This window comes from Intrasporangium calvum (assembly GCF_028446585.1).
GTDB lineage: Bacteria > Actinomycetota > Actinomycetes > Actinomycetales > Dermatophilaceae > Intrasporangium > Intrasporangium calvum_A.
Map to the genome: position 1 here is coordinate 1 of NZ_JAPFQL010000042.1, position 24,625 is coordinate 24,625.

The 24,625-nt window shown below is 71.8% G+C and carries 25 protein-coding genes; 10 read left to right on the forward strand and 15 right to left on the reverse strand.

The genetic code is table 11. The annotated features are described in order from the left end of the window. Nucleotides 1–50 precede the first annotated feature (50 nt). Both OO014_RS10755 and OO014_RS10760 read right to left on the reverse strand, forming a co-directional pair. Nucleotides 51–923, reverse strand: a complete 873-nt coding sequence (locus OO014_RS10755; RefSeq protein ID WP_272462315.1) for a caspase family protein — start codon at nt 921–923, stop codon at nt 51–53. A 46-nt stretch (nt 924–969) separates the two neighbouring features. Then, complete coding sequence (locus OO014_RS10760; RefSeq protein ID WP_272462316.1) at nt 970–4,317, reverse strand: DUF7379 domain-containing protein; 3,348 nt, start codon at nt 4,315–4,317, stop codon at nt 970–972. Between the two features lie 230 nt (nt 4,318–4,547). Between OO014_RS10760 and OO014_RS10765 the strand changes: the two genes are divergently transcribed. Further along, nucleotides 4,548–5,411 carry a serine protein kinase RIO gene (locus OO014_RS10765; protein ID WP_272462317.1) on the forward strand — a complete coding sequence of 288 codons (864 nt, stop codon included), beginning with the start codon at nt 4,548–4,550 and terminating at the stop codon, nt 5,409–5,411. A gap of 95 nt (nt 5,412–5,506) precedes the next feature. Here the strand turns inward: OO014_RS10765 and OO014_RS10770 are convergent, their stop codons facing one another. Beyond that, nucleotides 5,507–5,863, reverse strand: a complete 357-nt coding sequence (locus tag OO014_RS10770; protein WP_272462318.1) for a hypothetical protein — start codon at nt 5,861–5,863, stop codon at nt 5,507–5,509. Between the two features lie 123 nt (nt 5,864–5,986). Further along, nucleotides 5,987–6,901, reverse strand: coding sequence for an extensin family protein (locus OO014_RS10775; protein WP_272462319.1), 915 nt, complete (start codon nt 6,899–6,901; stop codon nt 5,987–5,989). Nucleotides 6,902–7,039: 138 nt separating this feature from the next. On the opposite strand from OO014_RS10775, the gene OO014_RS10780 reads away from it, so the two are divergent. Beyond that, nucleotides 7,040–7,465 (forward strand): hypothetical protein, encoded by a 426-nt coding sequence (locus tag OO014_RS10780; protein ID WP_272462320.1) that lies wholly within the window; start codon nt 7,040–7,042, stop codon nt 7,463–7,465. Nucleotides 7,466–7,531: 66 nt separating this feature from the next. Here the strand turns inward: OO014_RS10780 and OO014_RS10785 are convergent, their stop codons facing one another. Together OO014_RS10785 and OO014_RS10790 are read right to left on the reverse strand one after the other, a co-directional pair. Then, nucleotides 7,532–8,431: an HpcH/HpaI aldolase/citrate lyase family protein gene (locus OO014_RS10785; protein ID WP_272462321.1), complete on the reverse strand. Its 900-nt coding sequence runs from the start codon at nt 8,429–8,431 to the stop codon at nt 7,532–7,534. Further along, nucleotides 8,428–9,510, reverse strand: coding sequence for an HpcH/HpaI aldolase/citrate lyase family protein (locus tag OO014_RS10790; protein ID WP_272462322.1), 1,083 nt, complete (start codon nt 9,508–9,510; stop codon nt 8,428–8,430). The genes OO014_RS10785 and OO014_RS10790 overlap by 4 nt, the downstream gene beginning before the upstream one ends. A 96-nt stretch (nt 9,511–9,606) precedes the next feature. Between OO014_RS10790 and OO014_RS10795 the strand changes: the two genes are divergently transcribed. From OO014_RS10795 to OO014_RS10810, 4 genes are all read left to right on the forward strand, one after another. Next, nucleotides 9,607–10,143, forward strand: coding sequence for a hypothetical protein (locus OO014_RS10795; protein WP_272462323.1), 537 nt, complete (start codon nt 9,607–9,609; stop codon nt 10,141–10,143). Nucleotides 10,144–10,216: 73 nt separating this feature from the next. Further along, nucleotides 10,217–11,521, forward strand: coding sequence for a magnesium transporter MgtE N-terminal domain-containing protein (locus OO014_RS10800; RefSeq protein WP_272462324.1), 1,305 nt, complete (start codon nt 10,217–10,219; stop codon nt 11,519–11,521). Further along, nucleotides 11,518–12,096: a DUF1003 domain-containing protein gene (locus OO014_RS10805; RefSeq protein WP_272462325.1), complete on the forward strand. Its 579-nt coding sequence runs from the start codon at nt 11,518–11,520 to the stop codon at nt 12,094–12,096. The genes OO014_RS10800 and OO014_RS10805 overlap by 4 nt, the downstream gene beginning before the upstream one ends. Before the next feature lie 174 nt (nt 12,097–12,270). Beyond that, nucleotides 12,271–13,413, forward strand: a complete 1,143-nt coding sequence (locus OO014_RS10810; RefSeq protein ID WP_272462326.1) for an Mrp/NBP35 family ATP-binding protein — start codon at nt 12,271–12,273, stop codon at nt 13,411–13,413. A gap of 100 nt (nt 13,414–13,513) precedes the next feature. Here OO014_RS10810 and tatB read toward each other — a convergent pair whose 3' ends face one another. From tatB to sigE, 4 genes are all read right to left on the reverse strand, one after another. After that, nucleotides 13,514–13,861 (reverse strand): Sec-independent protein translocase protein TatB, encoded by a 348-nt coding sequence (tatB, locus tag OO014_RS10815; protein ID WP_272462327.1) that lies wholly within the window; start codon nt 13,859–13,861, stop codon nt 13,514–13,516. Nucleotides 13,862–13,931: 70 nt separating this feature from the next. Beyond that, the gene (locus tag OO014_RS10820) at nt 13,932–15,476 is read right to left on the reverse strand and encodes a S1C family serine protease (RefSeq protein WP_272462328.1); all 1,545 of its coding nucleotides are present in this window, start codon (nt 15,474–15,476) and stop codon (nt 13,932–13,934) included. Next, entirely contained in the window at nt 15,473–16,189 is a 717-nt protein-coding gene (locus OO014_RS10825; protein WP_272462329.1) for an anti-sigma factor family protein, read from the reverse strand. Before OO014_RS10825 ends, OO014_RS10820 begins: the two co-directional genes overlap by 4 nt. 37 nt (nt 16,190–16,226) lie before the next feature. Further along, nucleotides 16,227–16,856, reverse strand: coding sequence for an RNA polymerase sigma factor SigE (gene sigE, locus OO014_RS10830; protein WP_272462372.1), 630 nt, complete (start codon nt 16,854–16,856; stop codon nt 16,227–16,229). Between the two features lie 217 nt (nt 16,857–17,073). On the opposite strand from sigE, the gene OO014_RS10835 reads away from it, so the two are divergent. Beyond that, nucleotides 17,074–17,697, forward strand: coding sequence for an O-methyltransferase (locus OO014_RS10835; RefSeq protein WP_272462330.1), 624 nt, complete (start codon nt 17,074–17,076; stop codon nt 17,695–17,697). A 95-nt stretch (nt 17,698–17,792) separates the two neighbouring features. Here the strand turns inward: OO014_RS10835 and OO014_RS10840 are convergent, their stop codons facing one another. Next, a complete protein-coding gene (locus OO014_RS10840) occupies nt 17,793–17,966 on the reverse strand; it encodes a DUF3117 domain-containing protein (protein WP_013493416.1) in 174 nt (57 codons plus the stop codon). A gap of 162 nt (nt 17,967–18,128) precedes the next feature. On the opposite strand from OO014_RS10840, the gene OO014_RS10845 reads away from it, so the two are divergent. Continuing rightward, nucleotides 18,129–18,941: an enoyl-CoA hydratase/isomerase family protein gene (locus tag OO014_RS10845; protein WP_420485502.1), complete on the forward strand. Its 813-nt coding sequence runs from the start codon at nt 18,129–18,131 to the stop codon at nt 18,939–18,941. Between the two features lie 82 nt (nt 18,942–19,023). Here the strand turns inward: OO014_RS10845 and OO014_RS10850 are convergent, their stop codons facing one another. The 4 genes from OO014_RS10850 to dapE are packed head-to-tail and all read right to left on the reverse strand — an operon-like array spanning nt 19,024 to nt 22,569. After that, complete coding sequence (locus OO014_RS10850) at nt 19,024–20,244, reverse strand: hypothetical protein (RefSeq protein WP_272462332.1); 1,221 nt, start codon at nt 20,242–20,244, stop codon at nt 19,024–19,026. Beyond that, on the reverse strand, nt 20,241–20,612 hold the full coding sequence (locus OO014_RS10855; RefSeq protein ID WP_272462333.1) for a DivIVA domain-containing protein: 372 nt from the start codon (nt 20,610–20,612) through the stop codon (nt 20,241–20,243). The genes OO014_RS10850 and OO014_RS10855 overlap by 4 nt, the downstream gene beginning before the upstream one ends. Further along, nucleotides 20,609–21,469 carry a TIGR00730 family Rossman fold protein gene (locus tag OO014_RS10860; RefSeq protein ID WP_420485500.1) on the reverse strand — a complete coding sequence of 287 codons (861 nt, stop codon included), beginning with the start codon at nt 21,467–21,469 and terminating at the stop codon, nt 20,609–20,611. Before OO014_RS10860 ends, OO014_RS10855 begins: the two co-directional genes overlap by 4 nt. Nucleotides 21,470–21,477: 8 nt before the next feature. Continuing rightward, nucleotides 21,478–22,569, reverse strand: coding sequence for a succinyl-diaminopimelate desuccinylase (gene dapE, locus OO014_RS10865; RefSeq protein WP_272462334.1), 1,092 nt, complete (start codon nt 22,567–22,569; stop codon nt 21,478–21,480). A 90-nt stretch (nt 22,570–22,659) separates the two neighbouring features. On the opposite strand from dapE, the gene dapD reads away from it, so the two are divergent. Together dapD and OO014_RS10875 are read left to right on the forward strand one after the other, a co-directional pair. After that, the gene (gene dapD, locus OO014_RS10870; RefSeq protein ID WP_272462335.1) at nt 22,660–23,589 is read left to right on the forward strand and encodes a 2,3,4,5-tetrahydropyridine-2,6-dicarboxylate N-succinyltransferase; all 930 of its coding nucleotides are present in this window, start codon (nt 22,660–22,662) and stop codon (nt 23,587–23,589) included. Between the two features lie 84 nt (nt 23,590–23,673). Continuing rightward, complete coding sequence (locus OO014_RS10875) at nt 23,674–24,552, forward strand: hypothetical protein (protein ID WP_272462336.1); 879 nt, start codon at nt 23,674–23,676, stop codon at nt 24,550–24,552. Nucleotides 24,553–24,625: the final 73 nt, after the last annotated feature.

Consider the following 24,625-nt stretch of genomic DNA (forward strand, 5'->3'; position numbering starts at 1 on the left):
GTCCTCCACACCTGGTCTGTGGAGGACGGGGCCACTCGAGTTGGTGGGTGTCACCAGAGGCTGCCGAAGCCGACCTTCTTCGCCTTGAGGGCGCCCTCCAGCGTCGAGCGCTGCTCGAAGCGTTCGGCCTTCAGCCCGGCGTGGATGGCCTTGAGGTGCTCGGCGCGGGTGGCCTCGGGTCGGTCCTTGAGCGAACGGAGGAAGAGGTGCGTGAAGGCACCGTTGGGGCGGCCGTCGAAGGTCGCGTCGGACGCCGTCTGGTGCGGGCGGCAGGCTGCGAAGAGCACCGGCCTGGCGCCCTTGCCGCGCTTGGTCAGCTCGACGAGGCCCTTGTGGTCGACGGTGCGCGTGGGCGCCAGCTCCCGGATCGATCGGGCGCGGTCGAGGCCCCTGGGGGTCGGCGGGGGCAGGAAGCGCGGCTTGCGTCCGAGGGTCATGGCCAGCTGGATCTCCTCGAGGTCCTTCAGGCCGGTGCCGCTGTGGCAGGTGTCCAGCAGCACCTCGACGAGGGCGCCCTCGGGAACCCGCTGGAAGAGCTCGCGCAGCTCGTCGTCGGAGATGACCGTGTCCCGGTCCCACTGGTCGCCGGCACGCTTGATGTCATAGCAGGCGAAGACCTCGTCGAGCCCGTCCGGCTCGTCCTTGTCGCCCGGGCGGTTGGGGACCTGGGTGCCGTGGCTGGAGAAGGAGAAGACGAGGTGGTCCCCCGGCTTGGCCTTGTCGACCATCGCCGTGAGGGCGGCCATGACGGCGCGCTTCGTCGCCTCGGAGTCTCGCAGCACCGTGGTCGTGCGCGAGGTGAAACCCAGCCTCTTCAGTGCCGCCGAGATGTCCTCGGCGTCGTTGACGCACCCGGCGAGCCAGCTGCTCATCGGGAGGTGTTCGAACTCGTTGATGCCGACACAGACCGCGCTTCGGGCCATGACCTGTTCCTCCTTGGTGGATGCGGTGTTCGGGACTCACCCTCAGTCAGGTTCGGGTGAGGACGGCGTCGGGGCGGGCGTAGACGACGAACGCGAGCCACGTCGCGTCCCCCTTGTCGCGGGCTGCCTGACGGGCCCGCGCGGTGGCCCGGGCCATCGGGGTCCCGGCGAGCAGCTCGTCGTAGAGCGTCTCGACGAAGGTCCGCGAAGGCTGCTGGTGGACCGACCACAGGCACGAGACGAACGCCGACGCGCCGGCGTCCAGGAACGCGTCGGCGAAGCCGCCGGCGGTCGTCAGCAGGATCCCCTCCCGGCCGGTCTGGCAGGCGTTGAGCACCACGATCGGTCCGGCCTCGTGGGCAGGGACCCACCGGGCGTTCTCGCTCACCTCGGTGGCGCTGAGGAACTGCGGCTCCACGGTGCGGCCCCGTTTGCGGCCCTGCAGGAGGATGCGCGCGCCGAGGATGTCCTCGACGTCGGCGGCACCGTGGCCCGAGAAGTGGAGCAGGTCGAAGCGGCCACTGCGCAGGAGCTGGACGACCCCGGTGGGCGTCGCGCGGACCGGCGTGGCACCGAAGTGCCCGGCGAGGTAGGTGGCCTCGTGGACCGGTTCCGACAGGACGTACTGCGGGTCGCGGTAGTCGGGGATCAGCGACCGAGCCCGGCCCTCCCGGACTCGGATCTCCTTGGGCGGGAAGCTGCCGAGGCGCCAGCGGACCAGCCCCCCCTGGGCCAGGAAGCGCGGCTCCTGCCCCCGCTGGCCCTTGGGCGGCTTGAGGTGCACCAGCTCCCAGGGCACATAGGGCTCGTCGGCATAGACGATGAGGTCCCCGATCTCGTGGCGGTGCTTCCACAGGTAGGCCTGCATCTCCTCGGGGAAGAGCGCGTCGTAGAGCCGCGTCCCGAGGTCCTGCAGCTTGCGCAGCAGCTGCGCCTCGCTGAGGTCGGCGCCGACGAGCTCCTGCACCTCCTCGAGGAATCCAGCCATCGTCCGGGCTCGGTCCTGGATGGGCAGGGACTGGAAGGCGACGCCCGGGCCGTCCTGCTCGATCCGCACCGCGTACTTGTAGACGACCGACCCGTCCGGTCGGGCACTCTCGATGATGTCGAGGCAGGGCAGGCCGTCGAGCTCGGGGGCGTCGATGCCCGTGTGGATCTCGGCCCGGGCCGGCGGATCGGGGGCCCCCAGCGCGAGCTCGGTGACCGCGGTCGCCTCCAGGGAGAGCGTGGCGAGCGGCACCCGCCCCTGGCGGACGATCGCGTTGACGACGACGGGCCCGACGGCGAGGGCGCGCACCTGGAAGGAGACGGACGACTCGCCGCCGCCGAGTGGCAGCCCCAGGATGTCGGAGTCCGTGCCGACCACCTCGGCGTTCGACTTGCCGACGACCTGCACGGAGACCGGCCGCTCCGCCTGCACGGCCACCACGGTGGAGACGTGAACCATGTCATCATCCGCCTTGATGTCCTTGCGCGACAGCAGGATCCGCACGTCAAACGGATCCTCGACGGAGACCACGGCCGGCATCTCGGCCGCGACGGTCGCCTCGGTGGGCGGCCCCCCGGACGCCGGTTCATCCGGGAGCGGCGTCTCGGGTGACGGCGATGGTGGAGGGGGTGCCATGGGCAGGTCCCGACTGGGCGGGGGCGCCGGCGCTGGCGCCATCGGCAGGTCCCGACTGGGCGGGGGCAGCGGCGCCATCGGCAGGTCCCGCTCTCGAGGTTCCGGCTCGGGCTCCGCCCCGACGCCCACCGGCTCGCTCGCTCCCATGCCCAGCGGAAGCCAGCCCGCGATGGCCTCGATGACGTCGACCTGGGCGAAGTAGTTGGTGTGATAGACCCGGTCGTTCGACGCCAGGACCCGCGCGTCGGCGACGAAGCCGCCGTCGGGCAGCCCGATCGCGCTCATCGACGCCGTGTCGACCACGAGGTCGTTGTCGCCGTCGAACAGCCCGTCGACGAAGCCTTCGGCGAGCCGGACGACGAGCTCCCGTGGGAACTCCGGGGGCCGGTGCGAGTCGTCGGCGAGGTCGACATGGAAGTTCGAGGCGATCACGAACCACTGCGTCCCCGGCCCCGGCTGGCCCGCCTGCAGGGTGTTGAGATCCGTGACGAACGCCCCGTCCGGCACCATCGCCGCGAGGCCCGGCACGCCGTCGCCCTCGGCGGCGTAGGACACGAGGTACTTGACGAGCGCCCCGATCCCCCGGACCACCCCTGCGACGACAGCCGCTGCCGGCGCCCCGCCGGGGAGCGCTGCCACCGCCCCGGCGCCCACGCTGACGAGGTTGGTGTAGAGGTCGACGAGGTCGCGCCAGCGCTCGGGGTCGGCGAGGTGGGTGCCACCGTTCGTCGCCCCGACGAAGACCACCCGGTCGACCCGTCCCGGCCAGTCCGACTGGGGCAGTTCGTACTCCACGAGGCTGCGGGTCGTCAGGCCCCCACGGCTGTGGGTGATGACGTCGATGACGAGGTCGGCCTGCGGGTGGTGGGCGCTCAGCCGCTCCAGCAGGTCCTTGGCGTTCTGGCGCGGATCGATGCTCAAGGTCCGGTGGTCATAGCCGATGACCGCGTCGTAGGCGCCGAGCGCCGTGCGCAGCAGCCCCATGGCGTTCTCGTCGGAGCCGAAGGCTGCGAAGCCACCGGCGGTGGAGGAGAAGGTCCCGTGGATGAGGAGCAGCAGCCGCACGGGCCGGTCCGTCGGGAGGCCGAGCTCGTCCAGCCGCTCGAAGCGGCGCCAAGCCGTGACGTCGGTCCCGGTGAGGTGGACGAGTCCGGTGCGGACGTGGTCCTCCATCCGTTCGATGGCGTGGTCGACGAGCGGCGCCGCGAACCGCAGGACGAGGGCCTGGACGGCGCCCTTTACTGCGTCGCCGAGCAGCCCACGAGGCCGTATGCCGCTGGGCTCGCTCCCAGCGCCCGCGCGGTCGGTCGTGCCGTCCAGGTCGATCTCGAACCGGGCGGTCCGGGGACTGAGGTCGATGGACCGGGTGCGCTCCCCCGCATCCGTCGGTAGCTGCCACGAGTAGACGCCGTCCCGCTCGAGGAGCACGACCGCGTCCTCCTCGGGGCCGACGTCGACCTCGAGCGTTGCCGTCGCAGCTCCCGAGCCACGTCGAGTGGCCCCGCTGTCCACACCTTCGCTGGGGACGGCGGGGCCACTCGAGTCTGGGGATGGGGCGGGCAGGTCGCGCGCCCGGCGAGGTGCGAGCTCGAGCCGTTCGGCCGTCTCGAGCCCGCTCTCCTCCAGCGCGGTGAGCATCGCCTCCCTGGCAGCCGCCTGCTCGAACCCGGGCTCGCCCGGGAGCGCTCGCTCCCGGGCGGCCTCGCGCACGTCGTAGGACTCCGGCACGACGGCTCGGACGCCTCCACTCGCGAAGGAGGTGGGCGGCATACGACTCCCCCCTTGGTGCTGGGCCACAGTGGCTCTCTGTTCACGGTAGAGGTGCGACCGCGCCCGGTGACCCGGAATGACACAAAACGGGTTGCGGGGCGGCCCGACGGGGCGTCACGCTCGTACGGCATGCAGCGGAGCCGACGCCGCTGCCCGAGCTCAAGGAGGGGTGACATGTCCATCACGGTCCGGGCACACCTGCCCACTTCCACCTCTTCCTTGGAGCTCTCTTGTCCTTCAATCGTTTCCACGACGACGACTCACCCTTTGCCGTAGACACCCGCCCGGACGCGCCGCCTGCCGGCGACCGCTGGTCGAGCTGGGACGGCTCCACGCACGGCCCCAAACCCCGTCCACCCTGGGTGGTGACGGAGTTCGCGGCCGTCGACGAGGACCTCGGCGTCCTCAAGACCGGCAAGGAGGCGGACGTCCATCTCGTCCGCCGCTGGGTGCCGAGCAGCCCGGACCGCGACGTGCTCATGGCGAGCAAGCGCTACCGGTCGAGCAAGCACCGCCTCTTCCATCGGGACTCCGGCTATCTCGAGGGCCGCCGCGTCCGGAAGTCCCGCGAGACACGCGCCATCGCGACCCGCACCTCGTTCGGCAAGGAGCTGATCAGTGGGCTTTGGGCCTTCGCCGAGTTCGAGACCCTGGTTCGGCTGTGGGGCGAGGGCCTGCCGGTCCCCTATCCGGTGCAGATGGACTCCGACGAGATGCTCATGGAGTTCATCGGCACACCGGACGGGCAGGCCGCGCCACGGCTCGCCCAGACGCGACCGGACCCCGTGCTGCTCCCGGTCCTCTTCGAGCAGCTGCGTGACGCCATGCTGCGGCTGGCCGAGCTCGGCTGGGCGCACGGCGACCTGTCGCCCTACAACGTCCTCCTCGACGAGGCCCCACCCACCGGCGGCGACCCTCGGCTCGTCATCATCGACTGGCCCCAGGTCGTCGACGTCATCGGCAACCCCCACGGGCCGGAGTTCCTCGAGCGGGACGCACGCAACATGGCCGACTGGTTCACCCGGCGGGGGCTCGAGGTCGATGCCGGGCATCTCTTCGGGGACCTGATGGCGGCGGCGACCGTCCGCTGGTGACCCGGCCCCAACCCCGCAACACGCCCGGCGCCCAGCAACTCACCCGTGCTGCAACGCAGGGAGTTGAGAGGCGCCGGGCGTGTTGCGGGGGCTGGTCAGAGGTGGTGCGTGCCCTCGAGCGGGGGCGCGCCCAGCTCCCAGAGCAGCTCGTTGATCTCCCCCTGCGCTCGCAGACGGTGGCGGCGGCCGGTGCGGGCGGGATCGGTGAGGCTGATGTCCCTCGTCATCACGATCCGGTTGAGGCGTCCCCAGCACGAGACGGTGTGGAGCGTGTCCCGGCTCGCCAGCTCGACCATGACGGGCAGCGCCACGGCGACCGGTCGCTTGCCGAAGACGAGCGCCGCGCTGGACATCCGCAGCATGCGGAAACCGTGCTCGTGGGCCCAGCCCGTCGCGATGGCCCGGACGTCCCGGTCGGACGAGAACTGCACGACGTCTCGTGCGCTGCGCACCGAAACCCCCTGTGTCGGATGAGACCGCGTCCCCGGTGAAGCGGCCGCCCGTAGGCTAGCGCAGCCAGCGCGACACCGCTCGTCGAGGTCCGACGAAACAGACTGCACCGCAATGCTGCCCGTCTACGTGCGTTGCATGGTGGCGACCATGAAGGCCTGCCACGCCTCGCGGCTCTCCTCCAGCTCGCCGGGCCCACCGACCTGCTCGAGGATCGCCGTCGTCGCCGAGCGCGTCGCTTCGTCCCACTCGCCGGTGATCTCGACGTCCGTGCGACCCCACACGTGGCGGCACATCGCCTGCACGGCCTGGGCCTGCACGCGGGACCTCCGGATCAGGCGCGGCCGCTCCGCACCGAACCGCCCGGTGTCCACGTGGATGTGGTTGGAGTGGGAGCTGTCGTAGAGGTAGGTCAGGACGTCGGCGAACTCGTGGTGCAGTCCGGCCGCCACCCGCCAGTAGGCGGCCAGGCGCCGGCGCAGCTCGCTCGCCGGAGCATCGCGCCACTGGTCGTAGCGCAGCGACACGAGGTCCTTGCCGTCGGCGCGCAGGCGGGCCAGGTCGAACGCCTCGCCGGAGCTGTGCCAGGAGCTGCCACTGCCCCGCACCCAGGCACCGTAGGAACGGACCGTGTCGGCCCGCTGCCCGGTGTGCTGCCGATGCAGCGCGAGCCACGCGTCGAGCCGCGCCCCGAACGCCGGGGTGACGTAGTAGGTCGCCGGGCGTCCCGTCACCTCATAGACGTATGCCGCTGGGCCGAGCTTCGTCCGCGCCTGCAGTGCCGCTCGGTCCACCGGCACGGGATCGGCGAACACCTCGCGCGGGCTCGGCTCGATGAGGCCGGGGATCTGCGGCAGGCCCGGCACGCTCGACAGGCCGCTCGTGACGGCGTAGGTCCCCGCGGCGACCGTGCCCAGCCCGAGTGCACCGAAGACGATGAAGCCCCGCCGCGTGAGGCGCAACGGGGGCTCGGGCGGCGCGTCCCGACGGGCCGGCCCTCTGGGGGCGGGCACGGTCGGGCGCTCGCGCGTCTCACTCACGACCGGTCAACGTCCCGCACTCCCCCGATGTTTCCCGACCGGCCCCACCGTCGGGACCAAAGACCCTCCCGTTTCGCTGAGACCCACCTCACACTGGTGCCGCCATTCAACCGCTCACGATCACGATCGGGAGGGATCATGAACACACGAGCACTGGCCGTGGCCGCCGTCCTGGCGACCGCCGTGGGGGCAGGGGAAACCGCAGCCTCGGCAGCACCGATCACCCGCCTGCCGGACGCCGACCTCTACTGCCCGACGGCGACCTTGGGCTCCGACGAATGGGTCGCCCTCACCACGGGGACGCTGTGGATCTCGACTGGTGAGCTGGCCGGCCACTACGTCGTCCTCGAGCAGACCCACTACTACAGCCCCGGCCTGCTGACCGAGCCACCTGCCGAGTACGACACAGCTGCTCTGCTCGGCCCGACGCAGACCTTCGGCACCAAGGCAGCGTTCGTCGGCGACAGCCTGACCTGCCACTTCGTCTCACGCTGGGACTTCCCCGGTGAGGACGATGACTTCTCGGTCGTCGGGCCGGTCACCATCGCGAAGGTCTCCGGCTGACCAAGGCGGTCTGACCGACCGACCCCGCCCAGCGGCATACGACACCGCTGGGCTGGGTCGGTGCAGCTAGAGCGCGCGGATCGCGGCGTCGGTGGCCAGCACCTTCTTGGCCGTGTCGACGTGGAGGTTCTCGACGAGCTTGCCCTTGTAGGTGGCGACGCCCTTGCCCTCGGCCATCGCGGCCTCGAATGCCTCGATCAGCCCGCGGGCATCCTCGACCTGCTCGGCGCTCGGCGCGAACACCTCGTTGGCCGGCTCGACCTGGCCCGGGTGGATCAGGGTCTTGCCGTCGAACCCCATCTCGCGGCCCTGGACGCACTCGGCGCGCAGCCCGTCGAGGTCCTTGACGTCCATCCACACGCCGTCGATGACGGCGATGCCGGCGGCGCGGGCGCCGAGCAGCGTCAGCGACAGCGCGGTCAGGAGCGGCTGACGGCCGGGGACGAGCTCCGCACCCAGCTCCTTGTTGAGGTCGTTGGTGCCGAGCACGAAGGCGGTGAGCCGCTCCGACGCCGAGGCGATCTCGCGGGCGTCGAGCACCGCGTCGGGGGTCTCGATCATCGCCCAGAGCTTGGTCTTGTCCGGCGCGCCCGCTGCTTCCATGGCGGCGACGAGCTGACGCACCTCCTCGGCGGAGTTCACTTTGGGCACGACGATGGCGTCCGGTCCGGCCGCCGCCGCGGCGGCGATGTCGGCGTCGTGCCACTCGGACCCGATCCCGTTGACGCGGATCGTCAGCTCGGTGCGGCCATACTCGCCGGACCGCACTGCGGCGCAGGCATTTTCGCGCGCTGTCGCCTTGGCGTCGGGCGCCACGGCGTCCTCGAGATCGAGGATCAGCGCGTCGACGGGGAGGGTCTTGGCCTTCTCCAGCGCGCGCTCGTTGGAGCTGGGCAGGTAGAGGACGGACCGCCGCGGCCGGAAGCTGCCGTATGCCGCTGGGCCGGCTTGGGACTCGACGCTCACTTCTGGTCACCTTCCTCGGAGAGGGACTCGGCGGCATACAGCTGCTTGAGCTCTGGGTCCGTGGCGCTGAGGCGGTCGGCGAGCTCGAGGATGACCAGGCACTGCTTGAGGCTGGCGTCGTCCTCCATCTTGCCGTCGAGCATGACCGCACCGGTGCCGTCGCCCATGGCCTCCTTGACACGGCGGGCGTGCGCGACGTCCTCGACCGAGGGGCTGAAGACCCGCTTGGCGATGTCGATCTGGACCGGGTGCAGCGACCACGCGCCGACGCAGCCGAGGAGGAACGCGTTGCGGAACTGGTCCTCGCACGCGACAACGTCCTTGATGTCGCCGAAGGGGCCGTAGTACGGGAAGATCCCGTGCATCGCGCAGGCGTCGACCATTCGCGCGATCGTGTAGTGCCACAGGTCCTGCTGGTGGATCGTGCGGTCCGCGGTGACGTCGCCACCGACCGGGTCCTGCCGGACCAGGTAGCCGGGGTGGCCACCGCCGACGCGGGTCGTCTTCATCCGACGGTCGGCCGCGAGGTCAGCGGGTCCGAGCGAGATGCCCTGCATGCGCGGACTCGCCCCCGCGATCTCCTCGACGCTGGCCATGCCGCGGGCCGTCTCGAGGATCGCGTGGACGAGGATCGGCCGGGTCAGGCCGGCGCGGGCCTCGAGCTGGGCGAGCAGGCGGTCGACGTAGTGGATGTCCTCGGCGCCCTGCACCTTGGGCACCATGATCACGTCGAGCTTGTCGCCGATCTCGGTGACGAGCGTCGTCAGGTCATCGAGGACCCACGGGCTGTCGAGGCTGTTGACCCGGGTCCACAGCTGGGTGTGCTCGCCGAAGTCGGTGGCCCGGGCGATCGCGACGAGACCGCTGCGGGCGGCCTCCTTGCGGTCGGCCTTGACGGCGTCCTCGAGGTTGCCGAGGAGCACGTCGACCGTGCCGACGAGGCCGGGGACCTTGGCCGCCATCTTCTCGTTGCTCGGGTCGAAGAAGTGGATCATCCGGCTCGGGCGGGCCGGCACCTCCGAGATCGGTGCCGGTGCCCCCACGGCGAGGGGCTTGAAGAAGTCCTTGGCGCTACGCATGCGCGCCAACGTAGCGCGAGGCCTGTCGGGGGCGTTATGACCGCTATCACTCGCGGCTCCCACCGTCTCACGAGCCGGATCACTAGGGTGGTGGCTGTGACGGAGCAGCCATCCCTCAACCTCAGTGCGCTGCTGGGCGAGGCCATGAACAAGTCCAGCCTGCTGTGGATCGACGTGGCGGACGACCGCACCTGGCCGGCCTGGCACGTCTGGGACGGCACGACGGCGTTCGTCGTGAGCGGCCCCGGCGAGCAGCCCCTCCCCTGGCTGCCGAAGGAGGTGGGGCTCATCCTCCGGAGCAAGGACACGGGCGGGCGGCTCCTCACGACCCGAGCCCACGCAGCCGTGCTCGAGCCCGGCACCCCCGAGTGGGACCACGCCGCGGAGCTGCTGCGCGCCTCCCGGCTCAACTCCGTCGACGACAGCGTCACCCGGTGGGCCAAGGAGTGCACGGTCACTGCGCTGATGCCGTTCGGGTCGCCGCTCGAGTCCCCCGGCGCCTACACCGCCCTGGACCTGCGCGCCGAGCCGGCCCGCACCACCGTGACGACGACGGCGTGGCGGCCGTGGCACTGGAAGGGCCGGGGACCGCGCCGCGCCAACGACGCTCCTCGCCAGGCCCGCAAGCGCTGACGCCGACCTGCCGCGGGGCAGTCGCTCGACGTGGCAGCGGCCACCTCGGGCCGCGAGCGAATAGCCTTGGCCCATGAGCGCCAGCACCCGTGTCTTCGTCGCACGACTGACCGGCCTGAGCGTCTTCGATCCGCTCGGTGACCAGGTCGGTCGCGTCCGCGACGTCGTCCTCGTCTTCTCCCGGGCCAGGCCCGAGCCGCGCGTCATCGGCCTCGTCGTCGAGGTGCCGGGGCGGCGCCGGGTGTTCGTGCCGATGACCCGGGTCACCTCGATCGACGCCGGCGCCGTCATCACGACGGGCCTGGTCAACATGCGCCGCTTCGAGCAGCGGACCAACGAGACCCTCGTCGCCGCAGAGCTGTTCGACCGCACCGTGCAGGTGGCCACGCCGGAGGCAGAGGGCGCCGGCTTCGCGCAGGCGATCGTCGAGGACATCGCCATCGAGCAGTCGCCGCGCCGGGACTGGTATGCCGTCAAGGTCTTCGTCCGGCAGGCCGACGGGGTCTCATCCGCCTCCCGGGCCATGTCGCGCCTGACGCGGCGGCGCTCCGGCAAGACGATGCTCGTCGAGATCCGCGATGTTGTCGGGCTGCACGACGACGCCCCGGCCCAGAGCGCCGAGCGGCTCCTCGAGACCTACGACGACCTCAAGGTCGCCGACCTCGCCGAGGTGATCCACGACCTCAACCCGAAGCGCCGCGCGGAGGTGGCGGCCGCGCTCGACGACGACCGGCTCGCTGACATCCTCGAGGAGCTGCCCGAGGACGACCAGGTCGAGATCATCGCCGGGCTCGACAACGAGCGCGCGGCTGACGTCCTCGAGGCCATGGAGCCCGACGACGCGGCCGACCTGCTCGCCGACCTGCCGCCGGAGCAGGCGGAGCGGCTCCTCCAGCTCATGGAGCCCGACGAGGCCGCGCCGCTGCGGCGCCTGCTCTCCTACGACGAGAAGACGGCCGGCGGCATGATGACGACCGAGCCGGTCATCCTCGGGCCGGAGGCGACCATCGCCGAGGCACTGGCGATGGTGCGCCGCGAGGAGCTCGCGCCCGCGCTCGCGACGATGGTCTACGTGTGCCGGCCACCGCTCGAGGCGCCGACCGGGCGCTATCTCGGCCTCGTCCACATCCAGCGCCTGCTGCGCGAGCCGCCGCACGCCCCGGTCGGCTCGATCATCGACAAGGAGCTCGAGCCCCTCCCGGCCCACGCCTCGCTCGAGCGGGTGACCAGGACCCTCGCGACCTACAACCTCGTGTCGCTGCCCGTCGTCGACGACGACAGCCGCCTCATCGGCGCCGTGACCGTCGACGACGTCCTCGACCACATCCTGCCCGAGGACTGGCGTGAGGAGCGGCACGAGCTGGAGGTCAAGCCGTGACGGAGCAGTCCAGCCGGCGCCTGACCCGGGCGGGGGCACCCAGTGACCGGCTCGACCAGCCACGCGAGCTGCGGGCCTCGTTCCTGCCGCGCCTGTCGCTGACCCAGGAGGCCTTCGGCGTCCTGTCCGAGAAGTTCGCCCGCTTCATGGGGACCCCGGGCTTCATCATCGGGATGACGATCTTCGTCGCGATCTGGCTGGCCTGGAACACCTTCATGCCCAGGGCGCAGCAGTTCGACCCCCGCGAGACGAACTACACGCTCCTCACGCTGATCCTCTCCCTCCAGGCGTCGTATGCCGCGCCGCTCATCCTCCTGGCGCAGAACCGTCAGGCCGACCGCGACCGGGTCGCCCTGGAGCAGGACCGGTCCCGCGACGAGCGCAACCTGGCCGACACGGAGTTCCTCACCCGTGAGGTGGCGTCGCTGCGCCTGGCCCTCCGGGAGCAGGCGACCCGCGACTTCGTCCGCTCCGAGCTGCGCGACCTGCTCGGCGAGCTCGAGGAGCGCGGCCTGATCCGCCCGGCCGACGAGGCAGTACCCACGCACGCACCGAAGCAGCCACCCCTCGACTGACACCGCAGCCCACCCCCGTAGCGCGTGCTGGTGCCGGTTGCAGCGGGGGCAGGCCGTCGACACGAGGGTGTGTTGCGGTAGGCGGGCTGGGACGGGGCCCGGGGTGAGGGAGGCCACCCCCACGGGAGGCCACCGTGGTCGGGTGGCCCAGCCCGGCGGCATACGATGGGTGACATGTCTGCCCCCGCCCTGCCCAGCCGCGACGCCCTGCTCACGGCACTGTCGAAGGTCAACGACCCCGAGATCCGCAAGCCGATCACCGAGCTCGGCATGGTCAAGTCGGTCGACGTCGATGAAGCCGGGCACGTCGAGCTCTCCATCTATCTCACCGTCTCCGGCTGTCCGATGAAGGACACCCTGACGAAGGACTCCACCGCAGCCCTGCAGGGCGTCCCCGGAGTCACCTCGGTCAACGTCACCCTCGACGTGATGAGCGACGAGCAGCGCACCGCCCTGCGCCAGCAGCTGCGCGGCGGCACCCCGGAGAAGGAGATCCCCTTCGCCCAGCCCAACTCGCTGACCCGCGTCTACGCCGTCGCGTCGGGCAAGGGTGGCGTCGGCAAGTCCTCGGTCACGGTCAACCTCGCGGCCGCGATGGCCGAGCAGGGCCTGCGGGTCGGCGTGGTGGACGCGGACGTCTACGGCTTCTCCGTGCCGCGCATGCTCGGCGTCGAGCAGCGGCCCACCCAGGTCGACGACATGATCCTGCCGCCCATCTCGCACGACGTGAAGGTCATCTCGATCGGCATGTTCGTCCCGGGCAACCAGCCCGTCGTCTGGCGCGGCCCGATGCTGCACCGCGCGCTGCAGCAGTTCCTCGGCGACGTCTTCTGGGGCGACCTCGACGTCCTCCTGCTCGACCTGCCGCCCGGCACCGGCGACATCGCCATCTCCGTGGCGCAGCTCATCCCGACGGCCGAGATCCTCGTCGTCACGACGCCGCAGCAGGCCGCGGCCGAGGTCGCCGAGCGGGCCGGCTCGATCGCCCTCCAGACGCACCAGCGCATCGCCGGCGTCATCGAGAACATGTCGTGGCTCGAGCTGCCCGACGGCACGCGCCAGGAGATCTTCGGCTCGGGCGGCGGCCAGGCTGTCGCCGACTCGCTCAGCCGGAGCATCGGCGCGACCGTGCCGCTGCTCGGCCAGATCCCGCTCGACGCCACCCTGCGCGAGGGTGGGGACGCCGGCAACCCCGTGGTCCTCAGTGCCCCCGACTCGGCCGCCGGTGTCGCCCTGCGCGGCATCGCCCGTGGTCTGGCGACGCGCGCGCGTGGCCTGGCGGGCCGGTCGCTCGGCCTGACGCCCGCCGGCCGCTGACCGACCGCTTCACGACGCAACACACCCCCTTATCTCATGCTTCCCCCTGCTGCAGCGGGGTGAGCACGCAGTAAGGGGGTGTGTTGCGTTGGGGTCCGGGTCAGGTGGCCTCGGTGTCCCAGGGAGTCGGCAGCGCCGGGTCATGGGACTTCGGGGTGCTGACCGGCTTCGGGGCCGGCGCCACGTCCTCCTCCGGCGCTGCGCTCAGGGCATCGCGCACGATGCGGCGCGGGTCGTACTGACGCGGGTCGTAGGCCCGCCAGTCGACGTCGGAGAACTCCGGCCCCATCTCCTCCTTGAGCTGCTGCTTGGCCCGGTCGGCCATGCCCCGCGCCTGGCGCACGAAGCGGCCCAGCTTGGCGGCGTAGTCCGGCAGGCGCTCCGGGCCGAGCACGAGGATGGCCAGGACACCGAGCAGCAGGAACTCCCACCCGTTGATGTCGAACACTCTTGCTCACCCTCCGCGGCCTCGGCACCGGCGTGCCGCCGGCGCCATCATACGGACCCGTTGCCGGGTGTCACTTCTCTGGATCAGCCTCGAGGGTCATCTCCAGGTCAATCTGCTCGCCGTCGCGCTCGATCGTCAGCGTGACGGTCTCTCCCACGGCCCTCGACCGGATCGACACGATGAGCTGGTCCGGGGTGCGGATCGGCTCACCCTCGAAGCCCACGATGACGTCGCCGGGCTGCACTCCGGCCTTGTCCGCCGGTGCGTCGGGGGTCACCGCGTCGGAGTCATCCTGGACCAGCGCGCCCTCGCCGGAGTAGGTCCGGTCGAGCATGACGCCGATGATCGGGTGGGTCGCCTTGCCCGTCGAGATGAGCTGGTCGGCGGTGCGTCGGGCCTGATCGCTCGGGATGGCGAAACCCAGGCCGATGTTGCCCGAGGCGGACGCACCGGCGCCCGGGACCCGCGCGATCGCGGAGTTGACGCCGATGACCTGGCCGGACAGGTCGAGCAGCGGACCACCGGAGTTGCCCGGGTTGATGGCCGCGTCGGTCTGGATGGCGTTGATGAACGACAGGTCGTCACCTGCGCCCGGCGCCACGGGCCGGTTGAGTGCGCTGACGATGCCGGAGGTGACGGTCTGGTCGAGGCCGAGCGGCGCCCCGACGGCGATGACCGAGTCGCCGACGACGACCTTGTCGGACGCCCCCAGCCGCAGCGGCGTCAGGTCGGTGCGCTCGATGCGCAGCACGGCGAGGTCGTAGCTGACGTCACGGCCGACGATCGTGGCCCTCTCGGTCTCACCGTTGCTGAGGACGACCTCGATGACGCCGTTCTTGGCGCCGGCGGCGACGACGTGGTTGTTGGTCAGGATGTGGCCGCGGTTGTCGATGACGAAGCCGGAGCCGGTGCCGGCCCCCTCGGCGCCGGCGTCGACCTTGATGGTGACCACGCTGGGCAGCGCCTGGGCCGCGATGTTGGCGACCGAACCCGCGGGCCGATCAGTGACGCCCGGCCCGGGCTCGGGCAGCGTGCGACCGCTCAGGACGACCCGGTCCTCGATCACCTGGCCGGCGATGCCGCCGACGACGCCGGAGGCGAGGCACAGAGCGATGATGCCGGTCACGAGCAGGGCGCGCCGTCCGCGACGCCGTGCGCCCGGGGAGGTGGGCATCCCTTCCCCGGGTCCGGTCGGCGGCGGCAGCGTCGCGACCGGCGCGCCGGACGGGGGCGGCAGGAGAGGCGCCTGGCCGGGCCCCGGCGGCACGACGTCGCCCCCGGCGGCACGCGACGCAGCGGACCCACCCGGATAGGCGTAGGGCACCCCGACGGGGTAGTCCTGGGACGACGCAGCGTGCCGGGCTCGATGAGACTCCTCGGCGAGCGCATCGGCCCGGTCAGAGCCCCAGGCGGAATCGGCGCGCGCGGGGACGACCGGCCCCTCCGTCGGGTGCTCGGCCGCGAACCGGCGGAACCACCCATGCTCCTCGGTCTCCGGGGGAGCGCCGGGGATCGGCTGGGTGATCGGGTGCTCGATGGCACCGGTGTGCTCGACCTCGCCGGGGCGGTCCAGTCCTGTGTCGCTCGGCCGCCGCTCGGTGGGGTCGTCGTTCATGGCCCCGATTGTGCCGAAGAGACGAGCGAGATACGAACCGGGGTCGACGGGCTGGGCGTCGGGAGGACTCCCCGGGACGAGGAGAGGACCGACAGGGGCGACGGGCGAGCCCCCGACGCCGATCGGGAGGCCCCGGTGGTGGTCGATGACGGGAGGGACGGCATGACGGCGCCGTAGTTGACGGCACCGACGCTCGCCACGCCTGACGGGAGTCGAACGGCCGGGGGTCGGGTCCCTCCGGGCAGCGGTGCGACGGCGAGGCCCCAGGCTGCGGCGACCGAGGCGCCGGCGGCGAGGGAGGCGACCACTGCGGCCCGCATGGGCGACCGGTGCAGCGGTGGGGCCGAGGGAGCGACCGTCGTCAACGACCCGCCACGGCTGACTCCGGGGGCGCTCGACGGCATGGCCGCGCCCTCCCACGAGCGAAGGCCGCGGACGGCGAGGGGGCTGAGCGGTCCGAGCGGGATGCGCGGACCCATCGGGGCGGGAGGCTCGGGCACCGGCGAGGCGGCGAGGCTCATCAGCGAGCTGCGCAACGAGCCCGGCAGACCGCAGCTGTCGCTGCGCAGCGCAGCCATGATCCGGCGCTCCTGGTCGGCCGCGGCGCGACACACCATGCAGGCGACGAGGTGCCGGTCGTAGAGATGCAGGATCGCAGGGGGAAGCGCCCTGTCGACATAGGCCCGAACATGCCCACCGAGATGGGGAGTCACGACTCACCCACCCCATCGATGGCCAGTGCGGCGCGGCTCATCTGGCGCCTGCGGCCACTCGTCGGCCCGGCAGCCGCAGGCCCGGGCGGGACGTGCGGGTCTCGGGCTTCTTGGTCGCCTCGGGGGCGCGGTGCGCCAGCGCCTCGCGAAGCTGCGCGCGGCCGCGGTGGATCCGGGAACGGACGGTGCCGAGCTTGACGCCGAGCGTCGCGCTGATCTCCTCGTAGGAGAGGCCCTCGATGTCGCAGAGCACGACGGCGGCGCGGAACTCCGGCGCGAGGGCATCGAGCGCCCGCTGCACGTCGTCGTCGAAACGCGCGTCGTGGTAGGTCTGCTCGGGGCCCTTCTCGGCGCTGGCCAGGCGGCCGGCGGCATCCTCGGGCAGCGCGTCGAAGCGGATCCGCTGCTTGCGGCGCATCTTGTCGAGGAAGACGTTGGTCGTGATGCGGTGCAGCCAGCCCTCGAACGTGCCGGGCTGGTAGGAGTGCAGGGAGCGGAAGACCCGGACGAAGACGTCGTGCGTCAGGTCCTCGGCGTCGTGGGGGTTGCCGGTCAGGCGGTAGGCGAGGCGGTAGACCCGTGCCGAGTGCTGCTCGACGACCTCCTCCCACGTCGGGGGGGTCCAGCCGGGCTCGGTCGTCGTCTCGGCGCTGCCCGGGGCAGCCACGAGCGGCGGCTCGCCGGCGGAGCCGGGGGCCTTGGACAGGACGGTCGCACTCACGCGATCAGACACCTTTCGGGACTCTTGACCAGCACAACGCCACGCCGGCCGCTTTCGTTCCCCTCTACCCTTCCCCGGCCGTCACGATTTTCACTGTCATCATCCTGTGGATCACCTGTGTGACGTCGGGCCGACGCGGACGGCGGGCACTATGGTGACGACCATGAGCACGCACAAAGTGGCTGCCTGGTCGCATGCCGAGGAGTTCGTCCCCCCGAGCGACCACGTCGAGGAGGCGCAGGGGCGAGCGGAGGAGCTCGGGGTGGAGGCCGTCGGCAACGGCGTCGGGGCCTTCCTCAGCATGCTCGCTGCCGCGACCGGCGCGAAGGCGGTCATGGAGGTCGGCACGGGCGCGGGGGTGTCCGGGCTCTGGTTGCTGGCCGGCATGCCCGCGGACGGGATCCTCACGACGATCGACCTCGAGGTCGAGCACCAGCACGCGGCGCGTGAGGCGTTCGCCGCGGCGGGGGTGGCCCACCAGCGCACCAGGGTGATCGCGGGCCGGGCGCTCGACGTGCTGCCCCGCATGACGGACGGCGCCTATGACCTCGTGGTCGTCGACGCCGACAAGGAGGAGTACCCGGACTATGTCGAGCAGGCCACCCGGCTGCTCCGGTCCGGCGGGACGCTGGTCCTGACGTGGACGGACAAGGAGTCCGACCCGGCGATGCGTGACCCGGAGACGCGCACCCTGCGGGACGTCGGGCGGGCGCTGCGTGACGACGCGCGGTTCACCGTCTCGCTCGTCCCGATCGGCGACGGGCTGCTCCTCGCGGTCAAGCGCTGAGGCGCCCGCGCGCCCGCACAACGACCCCGCGCGCCCGCACCACGACGACAACGGCCCCCGACCTGACTGTCGGGAGCCGTGTGCGCGCAGGCTGCTCAGTTGACGCCGTCACACCCCTGGATGGCGTCCCGCAGGGCCGCAGCCTCGTCCGGGGTCATCTCGACGACGAGGCGGCCGCCGCCCTCAAGAGGCATGCGCAGCACAATGCCGCGACCCTCCTTGACGACCTCGAGCGGTCCGTCGCCGGTCCTCGGCTTCATTGCTGCCATGGTGCCCCTTCCACAGGAAATCGGGTGGTCTGGAGCCATTATCCCGTGTCCGCTGGGCGTGACCTAATCCGGGGTGTGAGGACGAGCACGTCACCCGGCCAGCACTTTCCCGCACCAGCGGTTTGGGAGAGAGTGGGCGGCATGACTGTGCCGAACCCCGAGATGTCCCCTCCCCCAGACTCCGTCGCCGACACTCCGCTCGACCTGACCGTGACGGACGGGGTTGCCTGGGTCCGGCTCAACCGGCCCGACGCGATGAACGCGCTGGACCGGGCGCTCAAGGTGGCGCTCCTCGACGCCCTGCGCACGGCCGCGGACGACCCGGCGATCCGCTGTGTCGTGCTGACGGGCAACGGGCGCGCGTTCTGCGTCGGCCAGGACCTCAAGGAGCACGTGGCCGACCTCCGCTCGGGTGACACGACGCTGGCCACCACGGTCACCGAGCACTACAACCCGATCGTCACGCTGCTCGCCACGATGAACAAGCCGGTCGTCGCCGCGGTCAACGGGGTCGCCGCCGGGGCCGGGCTGAGCTTTGCGCTCGCGTGTGACGTGCGGGTCATCGTCGACAGTGCCGGCCTCAACACGGCCTTCGCGGGCATCGCCCTCTCGTGCGACTCGGGCGCCTCGTGGTCGCTGCCCCGCCTGGTCGGGCCGGCGCGCGCCAAGGACCTGCTCATGTTCCCCCGCACGATCCCCGCGGACGAGGCGCTGTCGCTGGGCCTCGTGTCCCGGGTCGTCACGGCCGACGACTTCGAGCGGGTCGTCACCGAGCTCGCGACGACGCTGGCCGCCGGGCCGACCTTGGCCTACGGCTCCATCCGGCGGGCGGTCGCGACGAGCGCCGGCACCGATCTCGCGACCGCGCTGGCCCACGAGGCCGAGCTGATGGGCCTCACCGGCCGCAGCGCCGACCACCAGACCGCCGTCGACGCGTTCCTCGCGAAGGAGAAGCCGACCTTCGCCGGTCGCTGACCCCATCCGGCCGTATGCCGCTGAGCTCGCTCCCAGCCCGACCGCCGTCCCAGCCCTCCCGAGCCGGGACGGCGGTGCGGCGTCACGGCGGGTAGTCGCCCGTCGGTGACGGGATGTAGCGCCAGAGGATGTCGGTCCAGAAGTACTGCCCGATGACGAAGGCGACGAGCAGCGGCACCGCGCGCAGGAGCAGCCGGGGCCACGTCGAGCCGCGACGGTCGCTCCAGCCCGCGCCCACGGCGACGGCGAGCAGCGGGAAGAGCGGGATGAGGTAGCGGAAGATGCTCGTGAAGGGGTCGAGGACTGCCGCGAGATAGGCGGGATAGGCCACGGTCCAGGTGCGCAGCTCGGCGCCCAGGCCCCGCGCCCACGGACCGGCCACCATGGCGACGATGACCACGGGGACGACGACGAGCCACACCGGCCCCCAGGTGTCGCCGAAGGCGTACTTCGACATCCCCAACCAGGGAGTGAACGGCTCCACCACTCCGGAGCCACGCCAGGCGGCCATCGTGTCGGTGTAGGCACTCCGCTCGCCCGTGCCCCACCAGGCGATGGCGGGCCAGAGGAGGCCGGCGATACCGCACCCGACCAGCGAAGCCAGCCCAGCGGCATACTCCTTGGTGGTGATCGGCCGGAGGCCGCGGGCCCGCCAGCGCAGCCACAGCGCGACGAGCGTGACGACCCCGAGCGGCACGGCGATGGGCCGGGCCAGGCCCAGGAGCACCGCGACCGCCGCGGCGACGAGCCAGCGTTCGCGCGCGAGGGCGTAGAGGGAGGCGAGCAGGAGGAGCATCGCGAGCGACTCGGTGTAGGCGAGTTGGAGCACGACCGAGGCCGGGAACGAGGCCCAGAGCACGACGACGACCAGGGCCGCCCGTTCGCCGATGCGCTCGCGCAGGAGCACAGCCATGAGCAGGGCGGCGCCGAAGCCGGACAGCAGGGCGACGGTCGAGCCGGCCGCCGGGAAGTCCATCCCGGTGACGGCCATCAGCGCCCGGGACAGGAACGGGAAGAGCGGGTAGAACGCCCACGGGTTCTGCTGTGCGCCGCCGTCAGCCCCGCGCGGGACGTGGTCGGGGTAGCCGTCGTTCGCGATGATCTCGTACCACTGCCCGTCCCAGAGCGCGGTGAACGGGAAGTACGTGACGGGGACGTCGTCGCCGCCGGTCATGCCGCTCGGGACCTGGCCGGCCATGACGGCGAGCAGGATCGCCGTGGTGACCACCCGGCACGCGACATAGACCGCGAGCACGGTGAGGAGGAACGTCCTCAGCGGCCGGGTCCGGGCCTCGCTCCTCATGCCTGCGGCGCGTCGTAATGCTCAGCGCGCTCCGGAGCCGGGAGCGGCTCGGCGACCGGCTCGGCGACCGGCTCGGCGACCGGCTCTGAGCCCGCGCGGAGGAAGGCGATCTGCTCGTCCTTCTCGCGCAGCTCGCGACGGAGCCGCTCGAGCACCCCGTCGACCTGGCTCATCCGATAGCCCCGGAAGGTGACGTCGAACCGCAGCTCGTCGATGTCTGCGTCGTGCAGCTCACCCTCCGGCAGCGGCTCGTGGCTGAGCGAGGACGTGGCTCGGCCGAGACCGACGGCTCCGCCGGCCCATCCCAGCATCAGCGCGACAGCGAAGCACAGGACGACGATCCCGACGAGGAGGATGAACCACTTCACTCGGGCCGCTCCGCCTCGGTCGCGCCGGCCGGCTCCTCATGTGCCTGGACCGCGGCCACCGCCTCGGCCGGCTCGTCCGTGAGCACGAGCCGGTCGATGTCGTCCTCGCCGATCATCCCGCCGGCCAGCGCGGCGTCGCGCAGCCAGTCCATCAGGCCCTTCCAGTAGCCGGTGCCCATGAGGACGACCGGGAACTGCGTCACCTTGCGGGTCTGCGCGAGGGTGACGGCCTCGAAGAGCTCGTCGAGGGTGCCGAAGCCGCCGGGCAGGACGATGAAGCCGTGGGAGTACTTGAGGAACATCGTCTTGCGGGCGAAGAAGTAGCGGAAGTTGACGCCGAGGTCGACGTACTCGTTGAGGCCCGTCTCGAAGGGCAGCTCGATGCCGAGCCCGACCGACGTGCCGCCGCCGAGCAGGGCGCCCTTGTTGGCTGCCTCCATCGCGCCCGGACCGCCGCCGGTGATGACGGCGTAGCCCGCCTCTGCAAGGAGACGCCCGACCTCGGTGCCCATCGCGTAGTGCGGGTCGCCCGGCTGCGTGCGGGCCGACCCGAAGACGCTGACGGCCGGTCCGAGCTCGGCCAGGGCACCGAAGCCCTCGACGAACTCCGACTGGATCCGCATGACCCGCCACGGGTCGGCGTGCAGCCAGTCGGTGCGCTGTCCCCGGTCGAGCAGGCGCTGGTCGGTCGTCGTCGGGGGGACCTTGCCGCGGCGCATCATCAGCGGCCCGGAGCGGCGCTCGGTCTCTGGCACGCGGTCGGCCGGCTTCTCGTCCGGCCGGATCTCGGGGTCGCGGGCGACCTCCCGCGCGTCGGCTGTCTGCTCGTCGGTGTCGTGATCGCTCACGGGCACCACCCTAAGCCTCAGCCGAGCCAGCGCAGCAGGGCCCGCTCGGCCTCCTCGTACTGCGTGACCGGGCAGCGCTCGTCGTCCATGTGCGCGAGGTTCGGGTCGCCGGGCCCGAAGTTGACGGCCGGGATGCCGAGCGCCGAGAAGCGCGCGACGTCGGTCCACCCCTCCTTCGGGTTGACCGGCAGCCCGAGCGCGGCCACGAAGTCGCGCGCCGCCGGCAGGTGCAGACCGGGGCGGGCGCCGTCCACGGCGTCGCCGAGCTCGCACTCGAACCCGTCGAAGACCTGCTGCACGTGGGCGTAGGCCGCCTCGACGTTCTTGTCCGGGGCGAAGCGGTAGTTGACCGTGACCGTGCACCGGTCGGGGATGACGTTGCCCGCGATCCCGCCGCTGATCCCCACGGCCTGCAGCGCCTCGTTGAAGACCAGCCCGTCGACCTCGATCTGCTCGGCCTGGTAGGCGGAGAGGCGGCCCAGCACCTGGGCCGCGTCGTGGATGGCGTTGTGACCCTTCCACGGGCGGGCCGAGTGCGCGGCGACGCCCTTGGTCGTCACGTCGACGCGCAGGGTGCCCTTGCAGCCGCCCTCGATGGCGCCGTCGGTCGGCTCGAGCAGGACCGCGAAGTCGGCGGCGAGCACGTCCGGGCGGTTGGCGGCGACGCGGCCGAGGCCGTTGTACTTGCCCTCGATCTCCTCGCAGTCGTAGAAGACGAAGGTGATGTCGCGCGACGGCTCCGGCACCCCTGCCGCGAGCTTGAGCATGACGGCGACGCCGCCCTTCATGTCGACGGTGCCCCGGCCCCACAGCACGCCCGCCTCGCGACGGGTCGGCAGGTTGGGCTCCGCCGCCAGCGGCACCGTGTCGAGGTGGCCGGCGAGGATGACCCGCTCGTCCCGGCCGAGGTTGGTCCGCGCGATGACGGAGTTGCCGTCACGGAGGACCTCGAGGTGCCCGAGCGCCCGCAGCGCCGCCTCGACGGCATCCGCGAGCGGCGCCTCCTCCCAGCTCACCGACTGGATGTCGCACACGGCTGCGGTCAGGGTGACGACGTCACTGGACAGGTCGAGAAGGAGGCTGGTCCCGGGGACTGAGCTCGGCGGCATACGGGAAGGCTAGTCGTTCAGGCCCGAAGGGCCCGCCCGCGCCTCGGGCCCCGTTCCCGCGCGGCCCGCGACCCCAATACCCTTGGGCCCATGTCTGAGCGCAGCGCATGGGGATACGGACTCGCCACCATCACCGACGGGGGGCAGGTCCTCGACACGTGGTTCCCGGCACCCGCCCTCGGGAGCCGACCCGACGACGCCACCGCCCCCGAGGGGCTCGAGGCGCTCGTCCGGACCGACGAGCAGCGCCGCGTGCGCACCGAGGTCGTCCTCGTCGAGATCGACCTCGACGCCGCCCCGGCCGGCGCGTCCGACGCCTACCTGCGCCTCCACCTGCTCTCCCACTGCCTCGTGCAGCCCAACACGATCAACCTCGACGGCATCTTCGGCGCCCTCGCCAACGTCGTCTGGACCAACCACGGCCCGTGCGCGGTCGAGGACTTCGAGCAGACCCGGCTGCGCCTGCGGGCCAGCGGCCCGGTCCAGGTCTTCGGCGTGGACAAGTTCCCCCGGATGACGGACTACGTCGTGCCCCCCGGCGTGCGGATCGCCGATGCCGACCGCGTCCGCCTCGGAGCCCACCTGTCCCCCGGCACGACCGTCATGCACGAGGGCTTCTGCAACTTCAACGCCGGCACCCTCGGCACCTCGATGGTCGAGGGCCGCATCGTGGCGGGGGTCACCGTGGGCGACGGCTCCGACATCGGCGGCGGCTCATCGATCATGGGCACCCTCTCCGGCGGCGGCAAGGAACGCGTCAGCATCGGCGAGCGTTGTCTGCTCGGCGCGAACTCCGGGATCGGCATCGCACTCGGCGACGACTGTGTCGTCGAGGCCGGTCTCTACGTGACCGCCGGGACGAAGGTGACGCTGCCCGACGGGTCCGTGGTCAAGGCCAAGGAGCTCTCGGGGTCCAACAACGTGCTCTTCGTCCGCAACAGCGAGACCGGTGCCGTCGAGGCCCGCTCCCGCAAGGGAACGGGCATCACGCTCAACGAGGCACTGCACGCCAACGACTGAGCCCGACGATCCAGCCACGCGACCCAGCCACGCGAACCAGCCACGCGAACCACCGACGCGAACCACCGACGACGGACAGGACCCATGCCCCATGAACGCCTCGGCCTCGTGATGGACGAGTCCGGCGTCACGTCCCACCCGCCACGCCGCCGACGCCGCGGTCGCATCGCGCTGCTCCTCGTCGTCGCGCTCGTCGCCGGCGGCGGCTGGCTGGCCTCGCGGTTCCTCTACGACAGCCTCCGCACGCCCCGGTGCACGATCACGGCCGCCGGGATGACCGAGAGCTTCGACCCCGAGCAGACGGGCAACGCCGCGCTCATCACCGCGCTGTCGATCAAGCGGGACCTGCCCCCGCGCGCGGCGACGATCGCGCTGACGACGGCCTACCAGGAGTCGAAGATCCTCAACATCACCTACGGCGACCGGGACTCGCTGGGGCTCTTCCAGCAGCGGCCGAGCCAGGGCTGGGGCACCAAGGAGCAGATCCTCGACCCCGTCTACTCGACGAACAAGTTCTACGACGCCCTGCTCAAGGTCGAGGACTACGAGCACGCAGACATCACCGAGATCGCGCAGAAGGTGCAGCGCAGCGGCTACCCGGAGGCCTACCGGGACCACGAGGGCCAGGGGCGGGTGCTCGCGTCGGCCCTGAGCGGCCACTCCCCCGCAGGTCTGACCTGCCGGCTCGCCGAGGCCACCGGCGCGGCGAAGCCCGCGGCGGTCGCGAAGGCGCTCGCCACCGAGATGGGCGTGAAGCAGGCCGAGGCGACCGGCGACGTCCTCACCGTGACGGCTCCCGACCAGCAGACCGCCTGGGCCGTCGCCCACTGGTCCGTGGCGCGGGCCGCCCAGTTCGGGGCGACGCGCGTCACCATCGGCGAGCGTGCGTGGGACCGGGAGGCGGGCGACGACGGGTGGTCCGAGGGTGCCGCCTCGACGACGGTGACGGTCACCCTGGGCTGAGCCGCGACGGCGCTCCACCACGCATCGGGCTCGGGCGCGAACCGCGTCGCCCGTCGCGCCACCCTCCCACCAC